The following is a 19,771-nucleotide window of genomic DNA, read 5'->3' on the forward strand; positions in this document are numbered from 1 at the left end:
ATTATTGAAATTGATCAAAATAGGAGAATTAACACTATGCTACAAAATACCTATCAACTCCCATTGACATTTGAGCAAATTCTGACTCTAGTTAAACAACTTTCTGATTCTGAAAAATTATTACTTAGTAAAGAACTAGAAAAAGAAACATTGAATAATAAATTAACAGAGTTATTGGAAGTATTTCAAACTGATGAATTATCATTAGCAGAAATTACTGAAGAGGTTGAAATTGTCCGCTCTCAAATTTATGAAAGAAAACAAAGCAGTTAAGATAATTATTGATACTAATCTTTGGATTAGTTTTTTGATTGGTAAAGAACTGAAAGATTTAAAAAACCTTTTAGTTGCAGAAAAAATTCTAGTAATAATTTCTGAACAAATATTAGAAGAAATTACTTTAGTAACTCAACGTCCTAAGTTACAAAAATATTTCCCATCTCACAAAGTCGATGAATTAATTCAAATTTTACGAACTATTGGTGTATTTATAAATATAACCTCAGAAGTTTTTATTTGTCGGGATGCGAAAGATAATTATCTTTTAGCACTAGCAAAAGATAGTGATGCAAATTTTTTAGTTACAGGTGATCAAGATTTATTAGTGATGACAAAATTTGAAAATACTGAAATTGTCACTTATCAAGAACTTTTACATAAATTATACTGAGTAAGTTTTAACAATTCACCGACTCTTGCGCTTCACGATGTAATCTTTTAGCTATTCTAAATAATTCTTGACCTGTGTGCAAATAGCGATCATCGTAGCTTAACGGAAAATACGCCAACTCTTCTATTCCGTCTGCAACTTGACTCAAACAGTAATACAGGTGCGCTGCTGCTGCTGCGAACGTAGCAGGATTTGGTAAAGAACGAAACCTAATTTGAGCTTCCTTCAAATCTTCTCGACAGGATTCTAAATAATCCTGAAATTCATCTAACAATTCATCATCAAAAGGATCTGCGGCTAATTCCTCAATTTGTTCTTCTAGAGAACTGAGAATAGTACAAAGTATCCGATTGACTGGTTTATAAACTCGACGCAACCATTCTTCAATTTGTTCATCAACATCTCTTCCCGTTGGCCTAGTTTTTTGGTAAGGTTTTTGGTCAGAATTGCGCTTTGGCTTAGGAATACTTGATTTTTGAGAATTATGACGCAGTTTTTGGTCGTAATGCTGGCGATTTTGGGTGTCGCCTAAAACCTCATAGGCTGCATTAATGAGAATAATCTGCTCGTTATTTGCTATTTCTTGATTAGTATCAGGATGAAATAACTTAACCAAGCGGCGATAGGCTTGTTTAATCTCCGCTTGGCTGGCTTTGGAATTAACTTTTAGGGTTTCGTAGTGGTTAGAATCGACCATGATCAGCTAACAGTTATCAATCATCAGTTATTGGTTAACTGATTTAATCTAACGTATCGTTAACTGATACTACTTGCAACTTTTGCTTCTAAATCTTGGAATAGTGGTGTACTCAAATATCTCTCGCCAAAACTGGGTTGAATCATTACTATTAAGCGTCCCTGATTTTCTGGACGTTGGGCAACACGAATAGCAGCACAGAGAGCAGCACCGCTGGAAATCCCAGATAATAACCCTTCTTCTCTAGCTAAACGACGACTATAAGCGATCGCATCTTCATCACTAACAGTAACCACTTCATCAATCAATTCTACCCTCAACACTTGAGGAATAAACCCAGCCCCAATCCCCTGAATTTTGTGAGGGCTGGTTTACCACCAGATAAAACAGGGCTATTAGTTGGTTCAACTGCGATCGCTTGAAAACTTGGTTTCTTAGCTTTAATTACTTCCGCTACACCAGTAATCGTACCACCAGTACCCACTCCCGCCACAATCATATCTACCTGTCCATCGGTATCTTCCCAGATTTCCTCAGCTGTAGTTTCCCGATGGATTTTAGCATTGGCTGGATTACGGAACTGTTGCAACATATAAGCAAAAGGAGTTCTCTCTACAATCTCCTGCGCTCTGCGAATTGCCCCAGTCATCCCCTCAATTCCTGGGGTGAGTTCCAGTTCAGCACCATAAGCCCGCAACATAGCCCGTCGCTCTGCACTCATCGTCTCCGGCATCGTCAAAATCAATCTATACCCCTTAGCTGCCGCTGTCATTGCCAAAGCAATTCCTGTATTTCCCGATGTCGGTTCTACCAAAATTGTCTTGCTGGGAGTAATTAAACCTTCCTGTTCAGCATCATTAATCATGCTTACCCCAATACGATCTTTCACCGAAGAAGAGGGGTTCATGCTTTCTAGTTTCACCAAAATCTGCGCGACACAGCCTTCTGCTTGGGGAATCCGGTTTAACTTTACTAAGGGTGTCCGGCCTACTAATTCTGTAATATTCTGAGCAATCCGCATAATAAATTGTGAATCCTTTAAATGTAATACATGATATCTAACTGACGGCGTGAATCTCTTTTTTCACAAAGATCCTGAAGCGAATGTTTTTGTAAGACTGAATTTGCAGCCTGACGAGCTTCTTGCCAAATTTCGTCCACAATAGAACTATCTACACTTTTGAGGTTGTTGGTATCTTCTTCACTAATCCGCACATCTAAACCTTCCAAACATTCCAATATTTCTAAAATGCTAATTTTCCAAGGTTCCCGCGCCAAAAGATAGCCACCTTTTGAACCACGTTGACTCTTGACTATACCGCCGCGCCTCAATGTAGCTAATAGCTGTTCTAGATAACGATCCGGTATATTTTGTTGAGCAGCAATTTGTCGAATTTGCATCGGTTCGCAGCTTTCGTAATGAATTGCCATCTCTAATAACGCCAAAATTGCGTATTCAGATTTACACGATAGTTCCACAAGCAGCAATTTAAGAATAAAGGATAAACAATGAAAGCTGAAGGATGGAGGCTAAATGATCAAAATTATTCATAACTTTTCATCTTCGCCTTCTTGAAGACACAACTCAAATCCACTTCACCCCTTTTCTAGTATACTCCGGTTCTCCACTGGGGTTTGTTATTTTTTTCTACCCAAAACAAAATCCCCACCTTATGGCGGGGATAAACAAGTTTCAAACTTGTCAGCAAATCTTCAACGTCTTAGAAAGTGAACGTTGTTCTTAAAGTACCGATAAAGGTATCTTCGCTGTTGCTGTTTTGTCCGGTAGCTGGCAACCAAATCACACCAGGAGTAACGGAGACGTTATCAGAAACGCGATACTTGTAGAAACCTTCAACTTGGTAGGGAATATCACCAGAGTTAGCACCACCATTATTGTTAAAGGAATAAGGTTGAGCGCCACCGAAAATACCCAATACGTTGCCTTTCTTACCAAAGTCAGGTAACGCTACACCAACACCATAGCTCCATGCTTCATAATCATCACCAGCACCAAAGCCTGTGATATCGTGGTAAGAAACAAAACCACTGACAGAAAGTTTGTCACTAGGTCTGAAGGCAGCAGAAACACCGTAGGAGTTGCTGGAAGAAGCGCTACCTAAACTGAGATTATTAGCTAGTGATGTACCTACGATATCATCACCCTCTCCTGAGTCAAACAAACGGCTACTAGCACCATGATAACCATGTACATAGGTAGCAGCTAAGGCAATGCGATTACCAACGTTAAAGTTTAACTGACCTAAAGCAGCATAGTTACCGTCAAACAAACCTTCACCAGCAGCAGGACTACTAGCTTCAGAAGCCAAATAACCCAATGTCAATGAACTTGGTTTGAGAATACCGCCACCTTGACCAAAGGGTACATTAAGGGCAATACCAGAACCACCACCAATTCGGTAGATGGGGTTTTCTGAGCTAAAGGTACTTAAAGAACCATTACCACCATCTGTTTTATCAAAGAAGTAGGGGTTGTTAACAGCAGCATAATGGCTGTGTTTACCACCAGTAGCTGCTATATAGACCTGTGCTGGACCAACAGGAGCCTCATAGGTCAATTTGTCTAACACAACATTGTTAGTACCAGTGCTACCAACGTCAAAGGTTTGTCTACTTTCTCCAGTGTTTCCAAAGTTTTGTGCATTACCCGCAGCCAAACGGGTATTCAACATATCTCGGCCTGTGAAGCTGCTTTGCAGGTTCAAACGCACTCTATCTTGAAAAACTGTCTTACCCGCAATATCACCATTAAAAGCATCGGTCAGAGCAAAAATAGCTTCACCTTGCAATTTGGTGGTAGTTGAGAACTGATTTGCTTCCAATTCAGCAGTGCGTGCTTCCAAAGCATCGACACGACCGCGTAAAGTTGCCAATTCAGCAGAAAATTCTTCTTGCAAGCGCTGTAAGGTGGCTAAATCCTGTTTTGTCACCATGTCAGCTGTTGCTGTGGCAATCAATTCATTCACCCGGTCTAAACAGGCATTCAAACCAGCGGCAAATTCATAACGGGTTAAAGCACGGTTGCCGCGATATGTACCATTGGGATAACCTGCGATACAACCATAACGTTCCACCAAGGACTGCAAAGCTTGGAATGCCCAGTCGGTGGGTTGGACATCGGAGAACTGAGAAACCGATGTTACTTGAGATTGTAAATTTTGACCTTCGTTACTGTAGCGTTTAACTTGATCTAAAACCTGAGTTTCTTGGTTGACTTGAGCCAATACCACAGGTTGTTGAACAACCTCTGTTGCCGCTTGTGTTTCTAGTGTTGATACTTCAGTGGCGGTATTTGGGGCTGCATTGCCTGCTGCGGGCGAAGCGATCGCTGTTCCTGAAACTAATAAGGCCGCTCCCAAAACGGCAGGGCTAACCACCAAGGATTTCCACAATAGATTAGACATCTTTCCTTTACTCCTCACACCTTATATAGATAAACGGTTTCGCTGTATTTGCTGCTTAGAAATGTGGCATTTTTCCGAAACCTTTAGAAAGGGCATTGCTACCGTTACTACAATTTTAGTTTTTACAAAGCTAATAACTGATTAATTTATCGTTAAATATTCATGCAATTAACTTATGTAAAGACTAATTCTTTATAGTTCCTCATTATATAATATCTGCATCTAATGATCAAGATCAGAGTTTTTGATTAAATAACGGTTTTCTACTCATATCCAAATAACCGCAGAAAGTCAAAAAATAGCTAAAGAAAATTTTGACAAATAATTCATTAGCTGATATGAGAAAATGGCTCTGCAAGAGTGACATCCTGCAATAGCATTTGGGTGCTTTGATCTAGGTTTAACCTGGTTACAATAAACCTATATAATTTAAAGAGGCATTGCTAAGTCAAAAAGTTCCACTAAACTGATTTACAGACTAAATTTCTTAAATTAAAGATTTGGTTTGTTGATTCATAAAATTAATAAACCTCTAAGCGGGCGACTCTAACTTAATAGACTTATCCAATAGAGCAGTGTGGCTTTAGCTATAAATTAAGTTTTGCTCCTGGATTTGTAAGGCTCTGAGGTTAATTTACAGATATCTTTAATAGACTTATATTGATAAACCAAAAGTTCCCATAAACAACTATCCGCCCTGATTTAAATCTGATGATCTAAATCAGGGCGGTCTAGCGGGTCTTCAGGTTGCAACCAGACTGCCGGAAGGAACTCCGACTTTTAGCCTAGCTACTTGAGCTAACTTAGTATCTCAGGATAACTAAGGCTAAGTTTTAGAGAACAGCCCCGGCACACAGCCGGCTAACTGCAACCTGATGACCCATGCTTATACTACTTTCTATCATGGGCATCACCTCCTTGTTGCCTAAGCGGTCTTAAATTTTTAAAGGGCAGAGCGTCTTACTCTGGGTTTGTAACCTTCGATTACTATAACACATCAAATTTGCTTTGCAATATTAGCCATAAAAAAAATCCACCAATTTGTTTGGTGGAGGATCATTTAAAAATGATGAATGTTAAAGATGCATTAATTCATCATGCAATTAGAGAGCGTTACCACGTGGTAATACTTCTTCAGGGAACACAAATTGTTCGTGGGGTTGATCTTGAGGAGCCATCCAAGCGCGGATACCCTCGTTCAGCAAAATATTTTTGGTATAGAAAGTTTCAAACTCTGGGTCTTCTGCTGCCCGTAATTCTTGGGAAACGAAGTCATAAGCCCGCAGGTTGAGTGCCAAGCCAACGATGCCTACAGATGCCATCCATAAGCCGGTGACTGGTACGAACAACATGAAGAAGTGCAACCAACGTTTGTTAGAGAAAGCAACACCGAAGATCTGTGACCAGAAACGGTTTGCTGTCACCATTGAGTAGGTTTCTTCAGCTTGGGTGGGGTTGAATGCAGGAAAGGTGTTGGAACCTTCGCCGTCATCAAACAGGGTGTTTTCTACTGTGGCTCCGTGAATTGCCGACAGTAATGCTCCACCTAAGATTCCCGCTACACCCATCATGTGGAAGGGGTTGAGTGTCCAGTTGTGGAACCCTTGCAGGAATAGTAAGAATCGGAAGATTGCTGCTACACCAAAGCTGGGTGCAAAGAACCAGCTTGATTGTCCCAAGGGGTACATCAAGAAGACGCTGACGAAGACGGCAATTGGTCCTGAGAACGCAAGTGCGTTGTAAGGACGAATTCCTACTAGTCTGGCGATTTCAAATTGACGCAACATGAAGCCAATCAGACCGAATGCTCCGTGTAAGGCTACGAAGGGCCATAGGCCACCTAGTTGAAACCAACGGGTTAGGTCTCCTTGAGCTTCGGGTCCCCAGAGTAACAACAGGGAATGTCCCATGCTGTTTGCTGGTGTGGATACTGCTACTGTGAGGAAGTTAGCTCCTTCTAGGTAGGAGGATGCTAATCCGTGGGTGTACCAGGATGTGACGAAGGTTGTACCGGTGAGCCAACCGCCTAGTGCGAGGAAGGCGCAGGGAAATAATAATATTCCTGACCAACCTACGAATACGAAGCGATCGCGCTTTAACCAGTCGTCTAATACGTCAAACCACCCTCTACTGGGGGCGCGTCCAACTGCGATGGTCATTACAAAGAATCTCCAAAAGTTTATAAGTACAGGTTTTATCTATATATAGATGGCTATGACATAACCGCCTATATGCAGAAAGTTAACCGGGTTGTTAATCCAGTTTACAATTTTTTACGCTCTTTAATCATAATAGGTGCAAATCTCTAATTTTTCCAGTGCTAATGGAAATAATTTCATCTGTGAGACACCTGTAATCCTTTCAGAGTAACGAAACAACGATATAAAACAAAATCTCATAATTCTTCCCTCCTTTCACAATTCACACCGAATCAGCCAGGTAACGCTAGAATTAGTCCTACAGTCAGTGAAATGTAATTAATTTTAAATGTTTACCATCGACTTAAGCATCAAAAATACTGCTTTCCCGATATCAGTACAACGTAAGTCTACTGAAGACGCTGAAGCTGTTTATCAGCTGATTCTGGCAGCAATGCGCTCTGGGAACCCTGATATTGTGGAACTCAAGTGCGAAGGCAAAACAGAGAAAAAAATTGCTGTCCGTGCTAGTGAAATTTCAGGTGTACAAATTGTACAGAAAGATGGTACTGCCGTTGGTGGTACTAGACCACCCGGATTTTTCGCTTTAGCAACTGAGTAAACCAGGTGTACAAATGACGGCTGTAGGCATCGAAGTTCAAGATTTAAACTTCTTATGGCCTAATGGGGAGCAAGTAATTAAATCTTGCTCTCTTAAAGTACCACAAGGCGAATTTTGGATGCTTTTGGGTACTAATGGCAGTGGCAAATCAACTCTCCTAAGACTGATAGCGGGGTTATTAGCTCCCCAATCTGGCGAAATTGGCATTTCACCCCCCGTTGGGTTTGTTTTCCAAAATCCTGATCATCAACTAGTTATGCCAACAGTCGGTGCTGATGTGGCTTTTGGATTAGTGGCAGAAAAATTGCCTCCTGCTATGGTTAGAGCTAGGGTGGAGGAAGCTTTAGGGGCAGTGAATTTGCTGTCTTTACAGCGTCGTCCTATCTATGCTCTTTCTGGTGGACAGAAACAGCGCGTGGCTATTGCTGGTGCGATCGCTCGTCACTGTGAAGTCCTATTATTAGATGAACCCACTGCTTTACTAGATCCAGATAGTCAACTCGACTTAGTGTCCAGTGTTCGTCATCTAGTTAAAAGTCGCGGAATTACGGCTTTATGGGTGACTCACCGTTTAGATGAGTTAAATTATTGTGATGGCGCTTTTTTATTAGAAGAAGGCTCTCTAGTTGATGCAGGTGAAGCCGAACGTCTCAAACAGCGACTGATGAAAGCACACAGCGAAACTTCTTAAGACAAAACTCCAGCAGCATCTTCACCTATCAGGTTTTCTAGAAAAAGTATTGGCAGACTTTTTATTTGAAAGCCCCTAATATCAATATTTTCAACAATTTTTAATCATCAAAAATTGATAACCAGATACTAGACAAACACTTTGCTGTATGGGTATCTGGTTTTTCATTATGGAATTTTGACGACTCAAAAAAATTTTTTATTTCTCTAAATAAACTGCGACAACCCTTATTTCAAGAGGCTTTTTAGACATTATGGCTTCTACCTTAAGGTTTAGTTTTTCGGCAATTGGGCATTTTTTATTCTCTGTAGCATAGTGTTACAAGTGATGCTTCAATTACTATAAGTCTTATGAATGATTTTTGTTAACTTTAGATAATTGTGATTAAAAACCATGCCCCGTTCTATCATCCCGTCCATTTTATTAGTGGACGGCTACAACATTATAGGCGCTTGGAATTGCTTAAAGAAAACCCGTGATCATGCCGGACTAGAGGCAGCACGAGGGGAACTAATAGAAGCAATAACAAACTACAGCGCATTTCAAGGCTATGAAACTCAAATAGTTTTTGATGCCCAATATCAAAACACCCCCAGCAATAGAGAAAATATTACAGACTTTCTCACAGTTCATTACACAGATTTTGGTCAGACCGCAGACACCTATATTGAAAAATCCTGTGCGTCCATGCGTCACCAAATAGCACAATGTTTAATTTCTCGCGTAATTGTTGCCACATCAGACCGAGCGCAGCAGTTAATGGTACAGGGGTATGGTGCTGAATGGTTATCAGCGCATCAACTATGCGGAGAAGTAGAAACAACTGTGTGCCGGATGCGTCACAGATATCAACCTCCCAAACAATCGAAAAGCCGATTCTTAGCTAATGCTATTGATGATAAAGCAAGGCAGCGTCTGGCTCAATTGCGGATGGGATTATAGAAAAGAGTATTCATAAATCTCTAAATTGCTCTTCTAGAGCGAATTTGCGCTGCCAAAAATTTTAACTTTCAGCAGCTACCAAAGAAAATTAAAAAAATTTCCCCAAAGTAGTTGACATCATCTGGTTTTAAGTTTAATATAGTAATCGTTGCGAGCGTTCCTCAGTAGCTCAGTGGTAGAGCGATCGACTGTTAATCGATTGGTCGCTGGTTCGAATCCGGCCTGGGGAGTTAAAAAATAAATGATAAGGCATGAAGGAAGAAAGCAGAAATTTCTAACTTCATGCTTTTGAGTTTTATAGAGATTGTCAGCTATTCCTTCTCATAATTCACCTGTAGAGGTCAACTTCAGCCAAACTGGCATTATCGAAGTTAGCTGTAGTCATGTTGCAGTCTTTAAAGGTGGATTGCCACAAATTGGCTCGCTCCCAGTTAGTATTGCTGAAGTTGCAGCGAACAATATAGCATTCTACACCATTATTAATCCCAGTAAAGTCGGAACCACTGAAGTCAGCATTTTCCCAACTACATCTGCCCCACACAGTATATCGGAAATTAGCTTCTCTCAAAATAGCACCACTAAAGTCAACACTGAGGGCGGAATCCTCCAGATTAATGCCGCTGAGGTCAACACCTCTGAACAAACCTTCACGCGAGTCATCAATGGCAATACAAGTAAAATCTCGCTCCCCAGCAGCATATCTACTCAACAATTCCTCAACAGTAATTCTTTGCCTTTTGACCTTCATTATTTAACACCATTACTTGATAACATTTACCCTACTGTATACACCAAATAGAGTCACCTGCTCAATCTAACCTTACCCTGCAAATCAAAAACCTCCCTACCGGACTACTAGACGAAGCCCAAATCACCAACTACGATTGATTCCTTGCCCCTGACACTGCAAAAGATGGCAAAGTGATCAAAACACAAAGCGATAAATTTTTGAGAATGCAAAAATAGCAGAATTATGTAATTTTCTAAAATATTAGTTTCAATTATTTTAAATCAAACTCGATTATAAAAGTAGCTGATTTCACAAACGATATTTGATGAAATGTTTGCTTAAATTGCATCTTATAACCGCTAAGTCATAACCATTAAAGGTAATAGGGATAATATTTTTTAGAATTGAAAAATAATTTATTTTGAGGCTTATAAAATATTGATATCTATGTTATTGTTGGGATAGGAATCAAAAACATCAAAGTCAAAAAAACTTCAAGGGTAAATTGAGGTCAACGAAATCAAGTTCTTTTGTTCTGCTAAATCCACTTCAGTTTATATATCTTTTCTGTACGAAGAGATAAGGACAAATGAATTAGAAGAGTTACCCTCGTAACAACTTGAAGTCAATCAGAATTCCTTTGAGTATTTGCCGATAAGAATTGGCTGAATAGATAACATTATCAACCAGATGGGACTAACCTTGGAGTTTGGGAAGAAAGACTCTTAGAGGATGTCTGGTAAATGTATAGGAATCAAAACTGTTAGCGACTTAAAGCCAGCAAGAAAGATATTTTTTACTGTGAACTAGTAACAATCACAGTGAGATTTATTGATTCTGAAAAAATATCCAAAAGCAACATCAATACAGCAATTTTCCAGAAATTAGGAAAATGGTTTGTTGGACTGGAAATTAGAAATTTTTGGCAGCCAAAATACCAGCAAAATCGTCGCAATTGTAGCAGTCATTGAGAGTGAACTACAATGTTGGTTGATTGGGTGGTTCAGGGGGAAAATCTGCATAAAGGTGAATCCCTATTGTAACCACTCTCCAAGATTAAACATCCTCAGAGGATGCCGCGACAACAAGCGATAATGCCCAATTTAAGCTGTTAAATATTTCTTTAATTCAGGAGATGTGGATTTCTTCTCAATAAATTTCCAGTAACCAGATCTTGTTTTCCTATAAAAATCTGAATCTGCGTTTGGTAGTGCCTTGAGTATGCCTTAAGTCGCTATACAAATTCTGTTTCCTAATCGAACAAAATCTCAAATCAAGTTTCAGACTCATCAACACAATAATTGTAGGAATAAACTCATCATGGCTACTGACGGAAATATTAGACAAATTGCTTTTTACGGTAAAGGTGGTATTGGTAAATCTACTACTTCTCAAAATACCCTTGCTGCTATGGCAGAAATGGGTCAACGCATCATGATTGTAGGTTGCGATCCTAAAGCTGACTCTACCCGTTTGATGCTGCACTCCAAGGCTCAAACCACCGTTCTTTCCTTGGCTGCTGAAAGAGGTGCTGTTGAAGATTTAGAACTCAACGAAGTACTATTGACCGGTTTCCGTGGTGTTAAGTGTGTAGAATCTGGTGGTCCAGAACCCGGTGTTGGTTGTGCAGGTCGTGGTATTATCACCGCTATTAACTTCTTGGAAGAAAATGGTGCTTACCAAGACTTAGATTTCGTATCTTACGACGTATTAGGTGACGTTGTATGTGGTGGTTTCGCCATGCCAATTCGGGAAGGAAAAGCGCAAGAAATTTACATCGTGACATCAGGTGAAATGATGGCGATGTATGCTGCTAACAACATTGCTCGTGGTGTTTTAAAATATGCTCACACTGGTGGTGTGCGTTTAGGTGGCTTGATTTGTAATAGCCGTAACGTTGACAGGGAAGTCGAATTAATCGAAACCCTGGCAAAACGCTTGAACACCCACATGATTCACTTTGTACCTCGTGACAATATCGTTCAACACGCAGAATTGCGTCGGATGACTGTTAACGAGTATGCACCTGATAGTGATCAGGGTAATGAATATCGGACATTGGCTAAGAAGATCATCAACAACAAAAATCTAACTATTCCTACACCTATTGAAATGGAAGAATTAGAAGAGTTGTTGATTGAGTTCGGTATTCTTGAAAGTGATGAAAATACTGAAAAGCTAGTTGGTAAGTCAGCTACTGAAGCACCAGTCAAAAAGTAGTAACACGAAGCTATTAGTGCTTGAGATTGGGGAGGGTAACTCCCACCCTTTCCTCAATTTATGAAGATGTGAAAATTCAAATAGGTTTTTTCACATCTTATTTGCATTTGGTCAAGCTGCTTACAATACAAGGTTTATATCTTGTTTAATATGCAAGTTATAAGCCTTGTGATTTCCTAGTTTAACCAGAGATGCTTCCTGAATCTAGTTTCCATTCATGCTTAAGTAATTGTTGGTAACTTGTTTCCTGAATCATCATCTGCTCGTACAACTTGAGCAGAAATATCTGAGCTTGTTCACGAGACATTTGGTGTACCTGGTCAGCAAAGATTCTGAGGCCAAATTCTTGTTCTAAAGATAATTTTATAGGCTGATTCATTGCTGGCTCCTATGCCGAATTGGGGCAAATAAAGGGTTAATACTCGCTATTTAAGTTTTAAGCAGTCATACACCCATTGAGTTCGAGGGCATTCCCGATTTGAGGGGTGTAGGGCAAGAATTTTATGTTTTTACGAACTTATGTTAATAAGTATAACGAATTATTTACAATTCTGACGTAATGGGAGTCAGATCAACATGAAAAAAGATGAGCAACTAGTGATACGACACGTTAGCCCTGAAGTGAGACAGTTGATTAAGGTATATGCAGATGTTAATAACTGTACACAGGCGGAGATGTTGGAACGTATTGTTTTGGAGTGGCACGCACAACAAAGCCTGAGTGAACGTCCTCCGGGGAATGAGGATGAATAGGGTAATTTAAAAAACTGTAGTTTTGTTCCGAAAAGCTTTCAGGCTTTCATCCTGCTGTAGGACACGTTGACTAATGCGATCGCACGCTAATTCACAAAGCTCAAAAATAATCGGGTCGGCAATCTCGTAATAGGCACTAGTCCCTTTGGGCTGACGAGATAAAACTCCTGCCTGAGTTAATACTTTCAGATGCTTAGACAGATTTGCCTGCCCCAACCCAGTCGCTTCTGCTATCTCCATAACATTCATCGAACCTGATTTGAGACAGGTCAAAATTTGTAGCCGACTTCCTTCTGATAGCACCTTAAAATAGTCAGCAACGGCAGCAAGAATAGCTGGATTAGCCTGAGACGGATTTGTTTTTGGCATAGGGCAACTTAAATCATCAGCAAAAAACTTCATCACTATTTAGTAGTGTAACTAAATATCAATCAGTAGGGAACAGGGCGATGAAATGATTAGATTTTACCATTAAAATGGTAAAATTACTTTACAGCTATTTAGTTAATTAATGAAAAATAAAAAATTATCGTTAACTTGTATCCTCCATTCCCGGAGTTATTTTTTCCAACCCTAAGTATTGTAGGGGATTTTGAATTTTGTTGGAATTGAGAATTTTGAAGTATTTATGAATGTAGATGAAATTATCAAACGCTATTCTGCTGGAGAAAGAAATTTTCGGCGAATTAATCTCCAAGATGCAGAGCTAACGAACGCAAATTTAGAAGGTATAGATTTTAGCTATGCTGATTTGCGTCAGACACGGCTAGGTAAAACTAACTTCAGTCAGGCTTGTTTGCGAGAAGCAAATTTAAGTGAAGCTATTCTGTGGGGAATAGATTTAAGTGCAGCAGATTTATATCGCGCTATTCTCCGAGAAGCAGATTTAACAGGTGCAAAATTAACTCAAACCCGACTAGATGAAGCCAACCTCATCAAGGCTAGTTTATGTGGTGCAAATTTACATGGTGCAAAACTATCTAGTGCTTTGCTCATTCAAGTAGACTTACGTCCTAGTTCTAACCAACGGACAGATTTAGGATATGCAGTTTTGAGTGGAGCAGATTTGAGCTATGGAGACTTACGAGCCGCTTCACTACACCATGCTAATTTGGATGGTGCGAAGTTGTGTAGAGCTAATTTAGGTCGAATAATTCAATGGGGAGATTTAGCAACTGATTTAACTGAAGCTAGTTTGCAAGGAGCAGATTTGAGTTATGCAAATCTGACTAATGCTATATTGCGAAACGCAAATTTACAAGGAGCAGATTTAACGGGAGCAATTCTCACAGATGTTAATTTGGAAGGCGCAATTATGCCTGATGGGACAATATATAGCAATCCGATTTGAATTATAAAAATATAATTTTTAGGTTGGGTTAAACACAACGCAACCCAACCCAAATAATAAGTGATCTAACGTACTGTTCCTCGCAATATTTCCGTATCAATTGGTTTAATTAAATATACGAGTAAGAGATTCCAGACAATTGCTGTTATTAAAGGTAATTTGCGGATAAATTTCACTACTTTATTGCTAGAACTGCGTGAAATTTCTGCTATTTTCAAGTTGTAATTTGAGCAGTTTTGCAGACGTGGGAAAAAGTGGGGATGTTCGGTATTTAACATGACTGGAAAAGCACGTCCAGCAGTTTCGTTGGTGTTGCGAACTACTTGCTGGTCAAATTCTGTGGGTTCAAGTCCCAGTAAGTGGTAAAAACTAGCCCGTTCGTGAACTGTTAAAGTGTGGGTAGCAAATACTGATAATAGGAAAAAGCGACTCCATAGCCTTGATCTCCAATTATTCCAGAGTTGAGGTTGCGTAGACGCGGAGCGGCTTGTCGGCAGACATCGCAATAATGCCTTGAATATATCCCCATGTCGGTTTTCGTCTTGACACCAACTCTCAAATTTGCGGAAGATGGGATAAAACTGGTGTTCTGGATGCTTTTGTAAATGGTGATAAATAATAATGTAACGCCAGTAACCAATTTTTTCTGATAAATAGACCGTGTAAAGTACCCACTCAATAGGAAAAAATGTATAGGTGCGGATTTTAGTTACCTCACCCAAGTCTAGCGAGAGTTTAAAATCGCCCATCGCTTTATTGAGAAATCCAGCATGACGGGCTTCATCACGCGCCATCAGTTGAAATATTTCCGCCAGCAAGGGACTACGCTGTTTTAGTTTCCGAGATAGTTCTTTGAACAGCAAAAACCCAGAAAACTCGGAAATGCATGAGCGTTCCAAATACTCAATAAAAGCTCGGCGGGCTTCTCCGTCAATATGTTCCCAAGATTGATCAAACTCTTCATCACGAACAAAATGATGACGGTTGTAGTCAGTCCGCATTTCTGCCAACAGGGCTTGCAACTCTTTTTCTTGGGCTGAGAGATCCAAACTAGCAGCAGTTTCAAAGTCTGTGGTGTAAAACCGAGGAGTGAGTACGGTTTCTTTAGCTGGCGCTTTAATTCCTGGCTTTACTTCAGGCTGGGGTAGGGTATTTACCATGATTCCTCTATTAACAAGCTAAATACTTACATAGCTATCAAGTTATGATAACTGTAATTCCTGAACTGGACTCTGAATATGAAACCTTTACAATCCTTAAGCAAAGTTTAGATTTATCCATTTATCGCGGAGAAAGTCAACAGAGGGAAGGGGATTTTTGACAGAGATAATTTATTAAGTTTTGAAACATTTATATTTTCATTAGTTTAATAGCTATATAGTTGTTAAGCGAATTGCCACTTTTACTCAAAAATTAAGAGGTATTCAATATGGGTCGTCATTTAGAGAATCATCTGCGGGAATCAACAAATCAAACAATATTGCTCCCCCCTATCGCTAACTCAGTCCATACACCACCTGAGAATTCGCGTCAGCGGGTGAAGCAGTTGATGCAAGACTTACAGGATCAAATCTGCGCTGGGCTAGAGCAATTAGATGGGGAAGCTTGTTTTCGGGAAGACCTCTGGGAACGAGCCGAAGGTGGTCAAGGGCGCACCCGTGTGATTCGAGAAGGGCGGATATTTGAACAAGGTGGTGTTAATTTTTCAGAAGTTTGGGGAGATAGTCTACCTGCGGCAATTTTGACTCAACGCCCAGAAGCAGCGGGAAATGACTTTTTTGTAACTGGAACTTCGATGGTGTTACATCCTCGTAATCCATACATACCAACGGTACATCTTAACTACCGCTACTTTGAAGCAGGTTCGATTTGGTGGTTTGGTGGTGGGGCTGATTTAACGCCTTACTATCCTTTTGCTGAAGATGCTGTTCATTTTCATCAAACTTTAAAAAATGCTTGTGATGCTTCCCATCCAGAATATTATCGGGTTTTCAAACACTGGTGTGATGAATATTTCTATTTACAACATCGTCAAGAACAACGTGGGATTGGTGGTATTTTCTTTGACTATCAAGATGCTAGTGGTAGGCTTTATATAGGTTCTCAACTGGATACTCAAGCAGCGCTGGCAAGTCAGGAAGTGGGAATGGTATCACGCAACTGGGAAGATATGTTTGCGTTTGTGAGAAACTGCGGTGAAGCATTTTTACCAGCATATCTGCCCATAGCCCAAAAGCGACAAGAAATAGAATATAGCGATCGCCAGCGTCAATTTCAATTATACCGTCGGGGTCGTTACGTGGAGTTTAATTTGGTATATGACCGGGGAACAGTTTTCGGACTGCAAACCAATGGCCGGGCAGAATCTATTTTAATGTCTTTACCACCCTTGACTCGCTGGGAATATGGCTATCAACCAGAGGCAGGAAGCCCTGAAGCACAGCTTACCAAAGTTTTTCTCAAGCCCCAAGATTGGGCAAATGGCTTTATAGAGCCGGAATACAGCATTTAGCTAATTTGTGATTTGGATTAGTTCTCTAATTTTTTGAATTTTTGAGGAGTGTTAGTGACGTTGAATTCATCAAATTTATTAGGGAATGCCCAACCTCTGCGCCTTCATTGGGTGTCTGTAGCATTTTTTGGTATTATTCATGCGATCGCACTACTAGCTCCTTGGCATTTTTCCTGGGCTGCGGTGGGTGTAACTGTGTTTCTGCACTGGCTATTTGGCAGTATTGGAGTTTGTTTAGGTTATCACCGTTTGTTGAGTCATCGCAGTTTTCGAGTTCCCAAGTGGTTAGAATATGCGATCGCTATTTTAGGTGCATTATCTATACAAGGAGGCCCCATTTTCTGGGTAGCTGGACATCGGTTGCATCATGCTTACACCGAAGACGAAGATAAAGATCCTTACTCTGCCCGTAAAGGTTTTTGGTGGAGTCATATGCTTTGGATTTTTTATCCCCGTTCCGAATTTTTCGATTATGAGTTATACCAACGATTTGCCCCCGACCTAGCACGAGATCCTTTTTACATCTGGCTAAATCGCTACTTTCTGCTGCTGCAAATGCCCGTTGCATTATTACTCTATGCCTTGGGAGGCTGGTCATTTGTCATTTATGGCGTGTTTTTGAGGTCAGTCATTCTCTGGCATACCACCTGGCTAATTAACTCGGTTACTCATATGTGGGGATACCGCACATTTGCCAGTGATGATAATTCTCGTAATCTTTGGTGGGCTGCCATTCTCACCTATGGCGAAGGCTGGCATAACAATCACCATGCTTATCCTCATGTAGCCAAGTGTGGCTGGCGCTGGTGGGAAATTGATCTCACTTGGTGGGCAATTACGGTATTAAGAACACTTCGTTTGGCAACGAATATCAACCTACCGCCAGATCAAGCAATGAAACCAGGAAATGTGTAAGTCAGGAGTTCGGAGTTCGGAGTTCGGAGTCAGGAGTTCGGAGTTCGGAGTCAGGAGGAAGAAAGAAGGAGGAAGAAAGAAGGAGGAAGAAAGAAGGATGGAGAATATTTTTTTCTTATGTTCCCCGTTACCTGTTACCTGTTACCTGTTACCTGTTACCTGTTACCTGTTACCTGTTCCCTATTCCCTTTTTTTGTAATTCAAGTATGAAAAACGACTGTTAATAAGGGTAGAAAAGCTAACAAAAAAATATGCCAGGACTGTAATTGAGCTTCTGAAGTTGTTTCTGGTGGTGTTAATAAAGCTTCTATTCTCTGTTCCAAGCGATCGCCAGCACCCAAAGCGGCACAGCAAACTTCTTCTGTTATAGGGTTGTTACTGACTACTAATAACAGTGATTCCGCTAACACCAAAGGATCTACTTGGGATGCGGCGTAACTGTCAGCCCGTAATTCTCGCAAAACTAACAATTCTTGCCATAGTGGTTCTGTATTGGGCAACCAGGCGGTGCAGGAACGCATCCAACCCAGCCAAAAGAACCAAAACGTATCCCTATACTGATAATGCCCTTGCTCGTGGGCTAAAACGCTTTCTAGATGGGCAGGTGAGAGAGTTTGTAGCAATCCTTGACTAACTACTAATTCAGGTTGCCAAAAACCCATTTGTCCGGCGAATAATGCTTTAGTTTGCAGGAGTCGGGCTTGTTTACCTGCGAGATTAACGAGGGGACATTCACGGGCTGATTTAATGGATTTCCAGCCTTGGAAAGCTAGTTTGATACCCAAAATGTTAAAAAATCCGAGAAAAATTGATGCTAGAAGATAACTGAAGGAACCAGTATACATTCCGCCCATTGTCCCTTGTGTACCCATGCAGACTACAGCCATTGCTGTCATGAAAATGAGTAAGGGGGGAAAAAGGAATAAAAAGAGCGATCGCTCCCAGCGTAAATTCCAATTACCCTGGGGTATATGGGCAGAATATCTTAACCAGCAAGCAATAGTTACAGCAGAGATAATAATGAGTAGATGCATAATTCTATTTTTCTCCTCTGGCTTCCCGTGCAGCTTGAATGCGTTTTGCGATCGCTTCTATTTGGTCACTAGCAGCTTGATCTAAACTATCAGCAAAGGCCGCAACAACATCAGGATTTCCCACTGCCAGGAATCTTTGCAATTGCTCATGAGCTTTAATCATCTCTGCTTGTTGCTGAGTTAGCAATGGCCGCCAATAGAATGCTTTACCCTGTTTATCGCAAGCTAACCAACCTTTATCAGTGAGACGACGGAGAACAGTAGTAACAGAAGTATAAGCTAATTCTCGGTTGGGATCAGCCAAAATGCGATCGTGTACATCTTTAACTGTTGCTGAATTCAGTTCCCAGACAATACTCAAAATTTCTGCTTCTAAAGGGCCAACAGATAGTTGCTTGGGACGATAATCTGGTAATGGAGCCATGTTGATAATTTCGGGGAAACTGCTTTTATCTTTTATATTTTCACATTTTTTATCTCACGCAGAGGCGCAAAGAGATTAAAATTCGCTGTAAGGTTGAGTTAGGTCACTCAAAGGACACAAAGCAATGACACCACAGACGCAGATTGCAGTATCTTTATATGAGCAAGACTATCTACTTTGGATTGAAGATATCGTTAATAAGTTACGGAATAGGGATATTGAAGGTCTAGATTTTGAGAATCTGATTGAGGAGATAGAGGATTTGGGGCGATCGGATAAACGTGAATTGGAAAGTAGACTCAGAGAACTTTTAGAACATATTCTCAAGCGGAATTATGTAAATATGCCTGATTGTTATCGAGGATGGGTAGAATCTATTGATAAGCAAAGGATTGGAATTAGAAAATTGCTAAAGGATTCACCTAGCCTCAAGCCTTATTTTCGCCAAGTCTTTGATGAAGCTTATGAAGATACTCTCAAAATTGTTCGCAGGGGTTATCCACAGTGTGAATTCCCTGATACATGGCCGTTTAGCCGTGATTTAGAAGCAATGTTAAATGTCGATTTTTGGGATTGACACTTACCCACGTAGTTAAAATTGGTATTGGTATACTAAGAACGGGTTAAAAGTGTCATTCTGATAGCGA

At 40.4% G+C, this 19,771-nt stretch carries 21 protein-coding genes, 1 tRNA gene and 1 pseudogene; 12 read left to right on the forward strand and 11 right to left on the reverse strand.

Annotation, left to right across the window (positions count from 1 at the left end):
- The first annotated feature begins 36 nt into the window (after window positions 1-36).
- On the forward strand, window positions 37-273 hold the full coding sequence (gene vap15, locus AC012T_RS18110) for a type II toxin-antitoxin system VapB15 family antitoxin (protein ID WP_487060138.1): 237 nt from the start codon (window positions 37-39) through the stop codon (window positions 271-273).
- Window positions 251-670: a putative toxin-antitoxin system toxin component, PIN family gene (locus tag AC012T_RS18115; RefSeq protein WP_487060139.1), complete on the forward strand. Its 420-nt coding sequence runs from the start codon at window positions 251-253 to the stop codon at window positions 668-670. Before vap15 ends, AC012T_RS18115 begins: the two co-directional genes overlap by 23 nt.
- A gap of 7 nt (window positions 671-677) precedes the next feature.
- Here the strand turns inward: AC012T_RS18115 and AC012T_RS18120 are convergent, their stop codons facing one another.
- The 5 genes and pseudogenes from AC012T_RS18120 to psbD all read right to left on the reverse strand — a co-directional run bounded on the left by AC012T_RS18120 (window position 678) and on the right by psbD (window position 6,951).
- Window positions 678-1,367 (reverse strand): J domain-containing protein, encoded by a 690-nt coding sequence (locus AC012T_RS18120; RefSeq protein WP_487060140.1) that lies wholly within the window; start codon window positions 1,365-1,367, stop codon window positions 678-680.
- A gap of 59 nt (window positions 1,368-1,426) precedes the next feature.
- Window positions 1,427-2,388, reverse strand: a pseudogene (gene cysK, locus AC012T_RS18125) (cysteine synthase A).
- A gap of 17 nt (window positions 2,389-2,405) precedes the next feature.
- Window positions 2,406-2,846, reverse strand: coding sequence for an RrF2 family transcriptional regulator (locus AC012T_RS18130; RefSeq protein ID WP_487060141.1), 441 nt, complete (start codon window positions 2,844-2,846; stop codon window positions 2,406-2,408).
- A gap of 242 nt (window positions 2,847-3,088) precedes the next feature.
- Window positions 3,089-4,792: an iron uptake porin gene (locus AC012T_RS18135; RefSeq protein ID WP_487060142.1), complete on the reverse strand. Its 1,704-nt coding sequence runs from the start codon at window positions 4,790-4,792 to the stop codon at window positions 3,089-3,091.
- A gap of 1,103 nt (window positions 4,793-5,895) precedes the next feature.
- Window positions 5,896-6,951 carry a photosystem II D2 protein (photosystem q(a) protein) gene (gene psbD, locus AC012T_RS18140; RefSeq protein WP_487059583.1) on the reverse strand — a complete coding sequence of 352 codons (1,056 nt, stop codon included), beginning with the start codon at window positions 6,949-6,951 and terminating at the stop codon, window positions 5,896-5,898.
- A 328-nt stretch (window positions 6,952-7,279) separates the two neighbouring features.
- Between psbD and AC012T_RS18145 the strand changes: the two genes are divergently transcribed.
- The 4 genes from AC012T_RS18145 to AC012T_RS18160 all read left to right on the forward strand — a co-directional run bounded on the left by AC012T_RS18145 (window position 7,280) and on the right by AC012T_RS18160 (window position 9,415).
- Window positions 7,280-7,552 carry a UPF0367 protein family gene (locus AC012T_RS18145; RefSeq protein ID WP_015215480.1) on the forward strand — a complete coding sequence of 91 codons (273 nt, stop codon included), beginning with the start codon at window positions 7,280-7,282 and terminating at the stop codon, window positions 7,550-7,552.
- A 13-nt stretch (window positions 7,553-7,565) separates the two neighbouring features.
- Window positions 7,566-8,243, forward strand: coding sequence for an ABC transporter ATP-binding protein (locus AC012T_RS18150; protein WP_015215479.1), 678 nt, complete (start codon window positions 7,566-7,568; stop codon window positions 8,241-8,243).
- A gap of 393 nt (window positions 8,244-8,636) precedes the next feature.
- Window positions 8,637-9,185, forward strand: coding sequence for an NYN domain-containing protein (locus AC012T_RS18155; protein WP_487060143.1), 549 nt, complete (start codon window positions 8,637-8,639; stop codon window positions 9,183-9,185).
- Window positions 9,186-9,343: 158 nt separating this feature from the next.
- Window positions 9,344-9,415: transfer RNA gene (locus tag AC012T_RS18160), tRNA-Asn, on the forward strand.
- 98 nt (window positions 9,416-9,513) lie between these two features.
- Here AC012T_RS18160 and AC012T_RS18165 read toward each other — a convergent pair.
- A complete protein-coding gene (locus tag AC012T_RS18165; protein ID WP_487060144.1) occupies window positions 9,514-9,933 on the reverse strand; it encodes a pentapeptide repeat-containing protein in 420 nt (139 codons plus the stop codon).
- A 1,302-nt stretch (window positions 9,934-11,235) separates the two neighbouring features.
- Here AC012T_RS18165 and nifH point away from each other — a divergent pair.
- The gene (gene nifH / locus AC012T_RS18170) at window positions 11,236-12,135 is read left to right on the forward strand and encodes a nitrogenase iron protein (RefSeq protein ID WP_487060145.1); all 900 of its coding nucleotides are present in this window, start codon (window positions 11,236-11,238) and stop codon (window positions 12,133-12,135) included.
- A gap of 181 nt (window positions 12,136-12,316) precedes the next feature.
- Here the strand turns inward: nifH and AC012T_RS18175 are convergent, their stop codons facing one another.
- Entirely contained in the window at window positions 12,317-12,514 is a 198-nt protein-coding gene (locus AC012T_RS18175) for an NblA/ycf18 family protein (protein ID WP_015215475.1), read from the reverse strand.
- 218 nt (window positions 12,515-12,732) lie between these two features.
- Here AC012T_RS18175 and AC012T_RS18180 point away from each other — a divergent pair, with 218 nt between their 5' ends.
- Window positions 12,733-12,888 carry a hypothetical protein gene (locus tag AC012T_RS18180; RefSeq protein ID WP_487066778.1) on the forward strand — a complete coding sequence of 52 codons (156 nt, stop codon included), beginning with the start codon at window positions 12,733-12,735 and terminating at the stop codon, window positions 12,886-12,888.
- A 6-nt stretch (window positions 12,889-12,894) separates the two neighbouring features.
- Here the strand turns inward: AC012T_RS18180 and AC012T_RS18185 are convergent, their stop codons facing one another.
- Window positions 12,895-13,257: an ArsR/SmtB family transcription factor gene (locus tag AC012T_RS18185; RefSeq protein ID WP_042466054.1), complete on the reverse strand. Its 363-nt coding sequence runs from the start codon at window positions 13,255-13,257 to the stop codon at window positions 12,895-12,897.
- A 259-nt stretch (window positions 13,258-13,516) separates the two neighbouring features.
- Between AC012T_RS18185 and hetL the strand changes: the two genes are divergently transcribed.
- Window positions 13,517-14,239: a heterocyst differentiation pentapeptide repeat protein HetL gene (gene hetL / locus AC012T_RS18190; RefSeq protein ID WP_487060146.1), complete on the forward strand. Its 723-nt coding sequence runs from the start codon at window positions 13,517-13,519 to the stop codon at window positions 14,237-14,239.
- Between the two features lie 65 nt (window positions 14,240-14,304).
- Here hetL and acsF read toward each other — a convergent pair whose 3' ends face one another.
- Window positions 14,305-15,399, reverse strand: coding sequence for a magnesium-protoporphyrin IX monomethyl ester (oxidative) cyclase (gene acsF, locus AC012T_RS18195; protein ID WP_487060147.1), 1,095 nt, complete (start codon window positions 15,397-15,399; stop codon window positions 14,305-14,307).
- A gap of 269 nt (window positions 15,400-15,668) precedes the next feature.
- Here acsF and hemF point away from each other — a divergent pair, with 269 nt between their 5' ends.
- Both hemF and AC012T_RS18205 read left to right on the forward strand, forming a co-directional pair.
- Window positions 15,669-16,751, forward strand: a complete 1,083-nt coding sequence (hemF, locus tag AC012T_RS18200; RefSeq protein WP_487060148.1) for an oxygen-dependent coproporphyrinogen oxidase — start codon at window positions 15,669-15,671, stop codon at window positions 16,749-16,751.
- A 54-nt stretch (window positions 16,752-16,805) separates the two neighbouring features.
- Window positions 16,806-17,666, forward strand: a complete 861-nt coding sequence (locus AC012T_RS18205) for an acyl-CoA desaturase (RefSeq protein ID WP_487060149.1) — start codon at window positions 16,806-16,808, stop codon at window positions 17,664-17,666.
- A gap of 200 nt (window positions 17,667-17,866) precedes the next feature.
- Here the strand turns inward: AC012T_RS18205 and AC012T_RS18210 are convergent, their stop codons facing one another.
- Complete coding sequence (locus AC012T_RS18210; protein WP_487060150.1) at window positions 17,867-18,700, reverse strand: M56 family metallopeptidase; 834 nt, start codon at window positions 18,698-18,700, stop codon at window positions 17,867-17,869.
- A 4-nt stretch (window positions 18,701-18,704) separates the two neighbouring features.
- On the reverse strand, window positions 18,705-19,124 hold the full coding sequence (locus AC012T_RS18215; protein WP_487060151.1) for a BlaI/MecI/CopY family transcriptional regulator: 420 nt from the start codon (window positions 19,122-19,124) through the stop codon (window positions 18,705-18,707).
- Between the two features lie 124 nt (window positions 19,125-19,248).
- On the opposite strand from AC012T_RS18215, the gene AC012T_RS18220 reads away from it, so the two are divergent.
- Window positions 19,249-19,701, forward strand: a complete 453-nt coding sequence (locus AC012T_RS18220) for a DUF29 domain-containing protein (RefSeq protein WP_487060152.1) — start codon at window positions 19,249-19,251, stop codon at window positions 19,699-19,701.
- The last annotated feature ends 70 nt before the right edge of the window (window positions 19,702-19,771 follow it).

It is taken from the genome of Anabaena sp. EIM26, from assembly GCF_057568715.1.

Bases quoted from the DNA above. Each gene is read 5' to 3' on its own strand.
- AC012T_RS18135 (WP_487060142.1), bottom strand. From the start codon at position 4,792: ATGTCTAATCTATTGTGGAAATCCTTGGTGGTTAGCCCTGCCGTTTTG.
- vap15 (WP_487060138.1), top strand. From the start codon at position 37: ATGCTACAAAATACCTATCAACTCCCATTGACATTTGAGCAAATTCTG.
- AC012T_RS18150 (WP_015215479.1), top strand. From the start codon at position 7,566: ATGACGGCTGTAGGCATCGAAGTTCAAGATTTAAACTTCTTATGGCCT.
- hetL (WP_487060146.1), top strand. From the start codon at position 13,517: ATGAATGTAGATGAAATTATCAAACGCTATTCTGCTGGAGAAAGAAAT.
- AC012T_RS18220 (WP_487060152.1), top strand. From the start codon at position 19,249: ATGACACCACAGACGCAGATTGCAGTATCTTTATATGAGCAAGACTAT.
- AC012T_RS18210 (WP_487060150.1), bottom strand. From the start codon at position 18,700: ATGCATCTACTCATTATTATCTCTGCTGTAACTATTGCTTGCTGGTTA.
- AC012T_RS18175 (WP_015215475.1), bottom strand. From the start codon at position 12,514: ATGAATCAGCCTATAAAATTATCTTTAGAACAAGAATTTGGCCTCAGA.
- AC012T_RS18155 (WP_487060143.1), top strand. From the start codon at position 8,637: ATGCCCCGTTCTATCATCCCGTCCATTTTATTAGTGGACGGCTACAAC.
- AC012T_RS18215 (WP_487060151.1), bottom strand. From the start codon at position 19,124: ATGGCTCCATTACCAGATTATCGTCCCAAGCAACTATCTGTTGGCCCT.
- nifH (WP_487060145.1), top strand. From the start codon at position 11,236: ATGGCTACTGACGGAAATATTAGACAAATTGCTTTTTACGGTAAAGGT.
- acsF (WP_487060147.1), bottom strand. From the start codon at position 15,399: ATGGTAAATACCCTACCCCAGCCTGAAGTAAAGCCAGGAATTAAAGCG.
- AC012T_RS18185 (WP_042466054.1), bottom strand. From the start codon at position 13,257: ATGCCAAAAACAAATCCGTCTCAGGCTAATCCAGCTATTCTTGCTGCC.
- AC012T_RS18165 (WP_487060144.1), bottom strand. From the start codon at position 9,933: ATGAAGGTCAAAAGGCAAAGAATTACTGTTGAGGAATTGTTGAGTAGA.
- AC012T_RS18145 (WP_015215480.1), top strand. From the start codon at position 7,280: ATGTTTACCATCGACTTAAGCATCAAAAATACTGCTTTCCCGATATCA.
- hemF (WP_487060148.1), top strand. From the start codon at position 15,669: ATGGGTCGTCATTTAGAGAATCATCTGCGGGAATCAACAAATCAAACA.
- AC012T_RS18120 (WP_487060140.1), bottom strand. From the start codon at position 1,367: ATGGTCGATTCTAACCACTACGAAACCCTAAAAGTTAATTCCAAAGCC.
- psbD (WP_487059583.1), bottom strand. From the start codon at position 6,951: ATGACCATCGCAGTTGGACGCGCCCCCAGTAGAGGGTGGTTTGACGTA.
- AC012T_RS18115 (WP_487060139.1), top strand. From the start codon at position 251: ATGAAAGAAAACAAAGCAGTTAAGATAATTATTGATACTAATCTTTGG.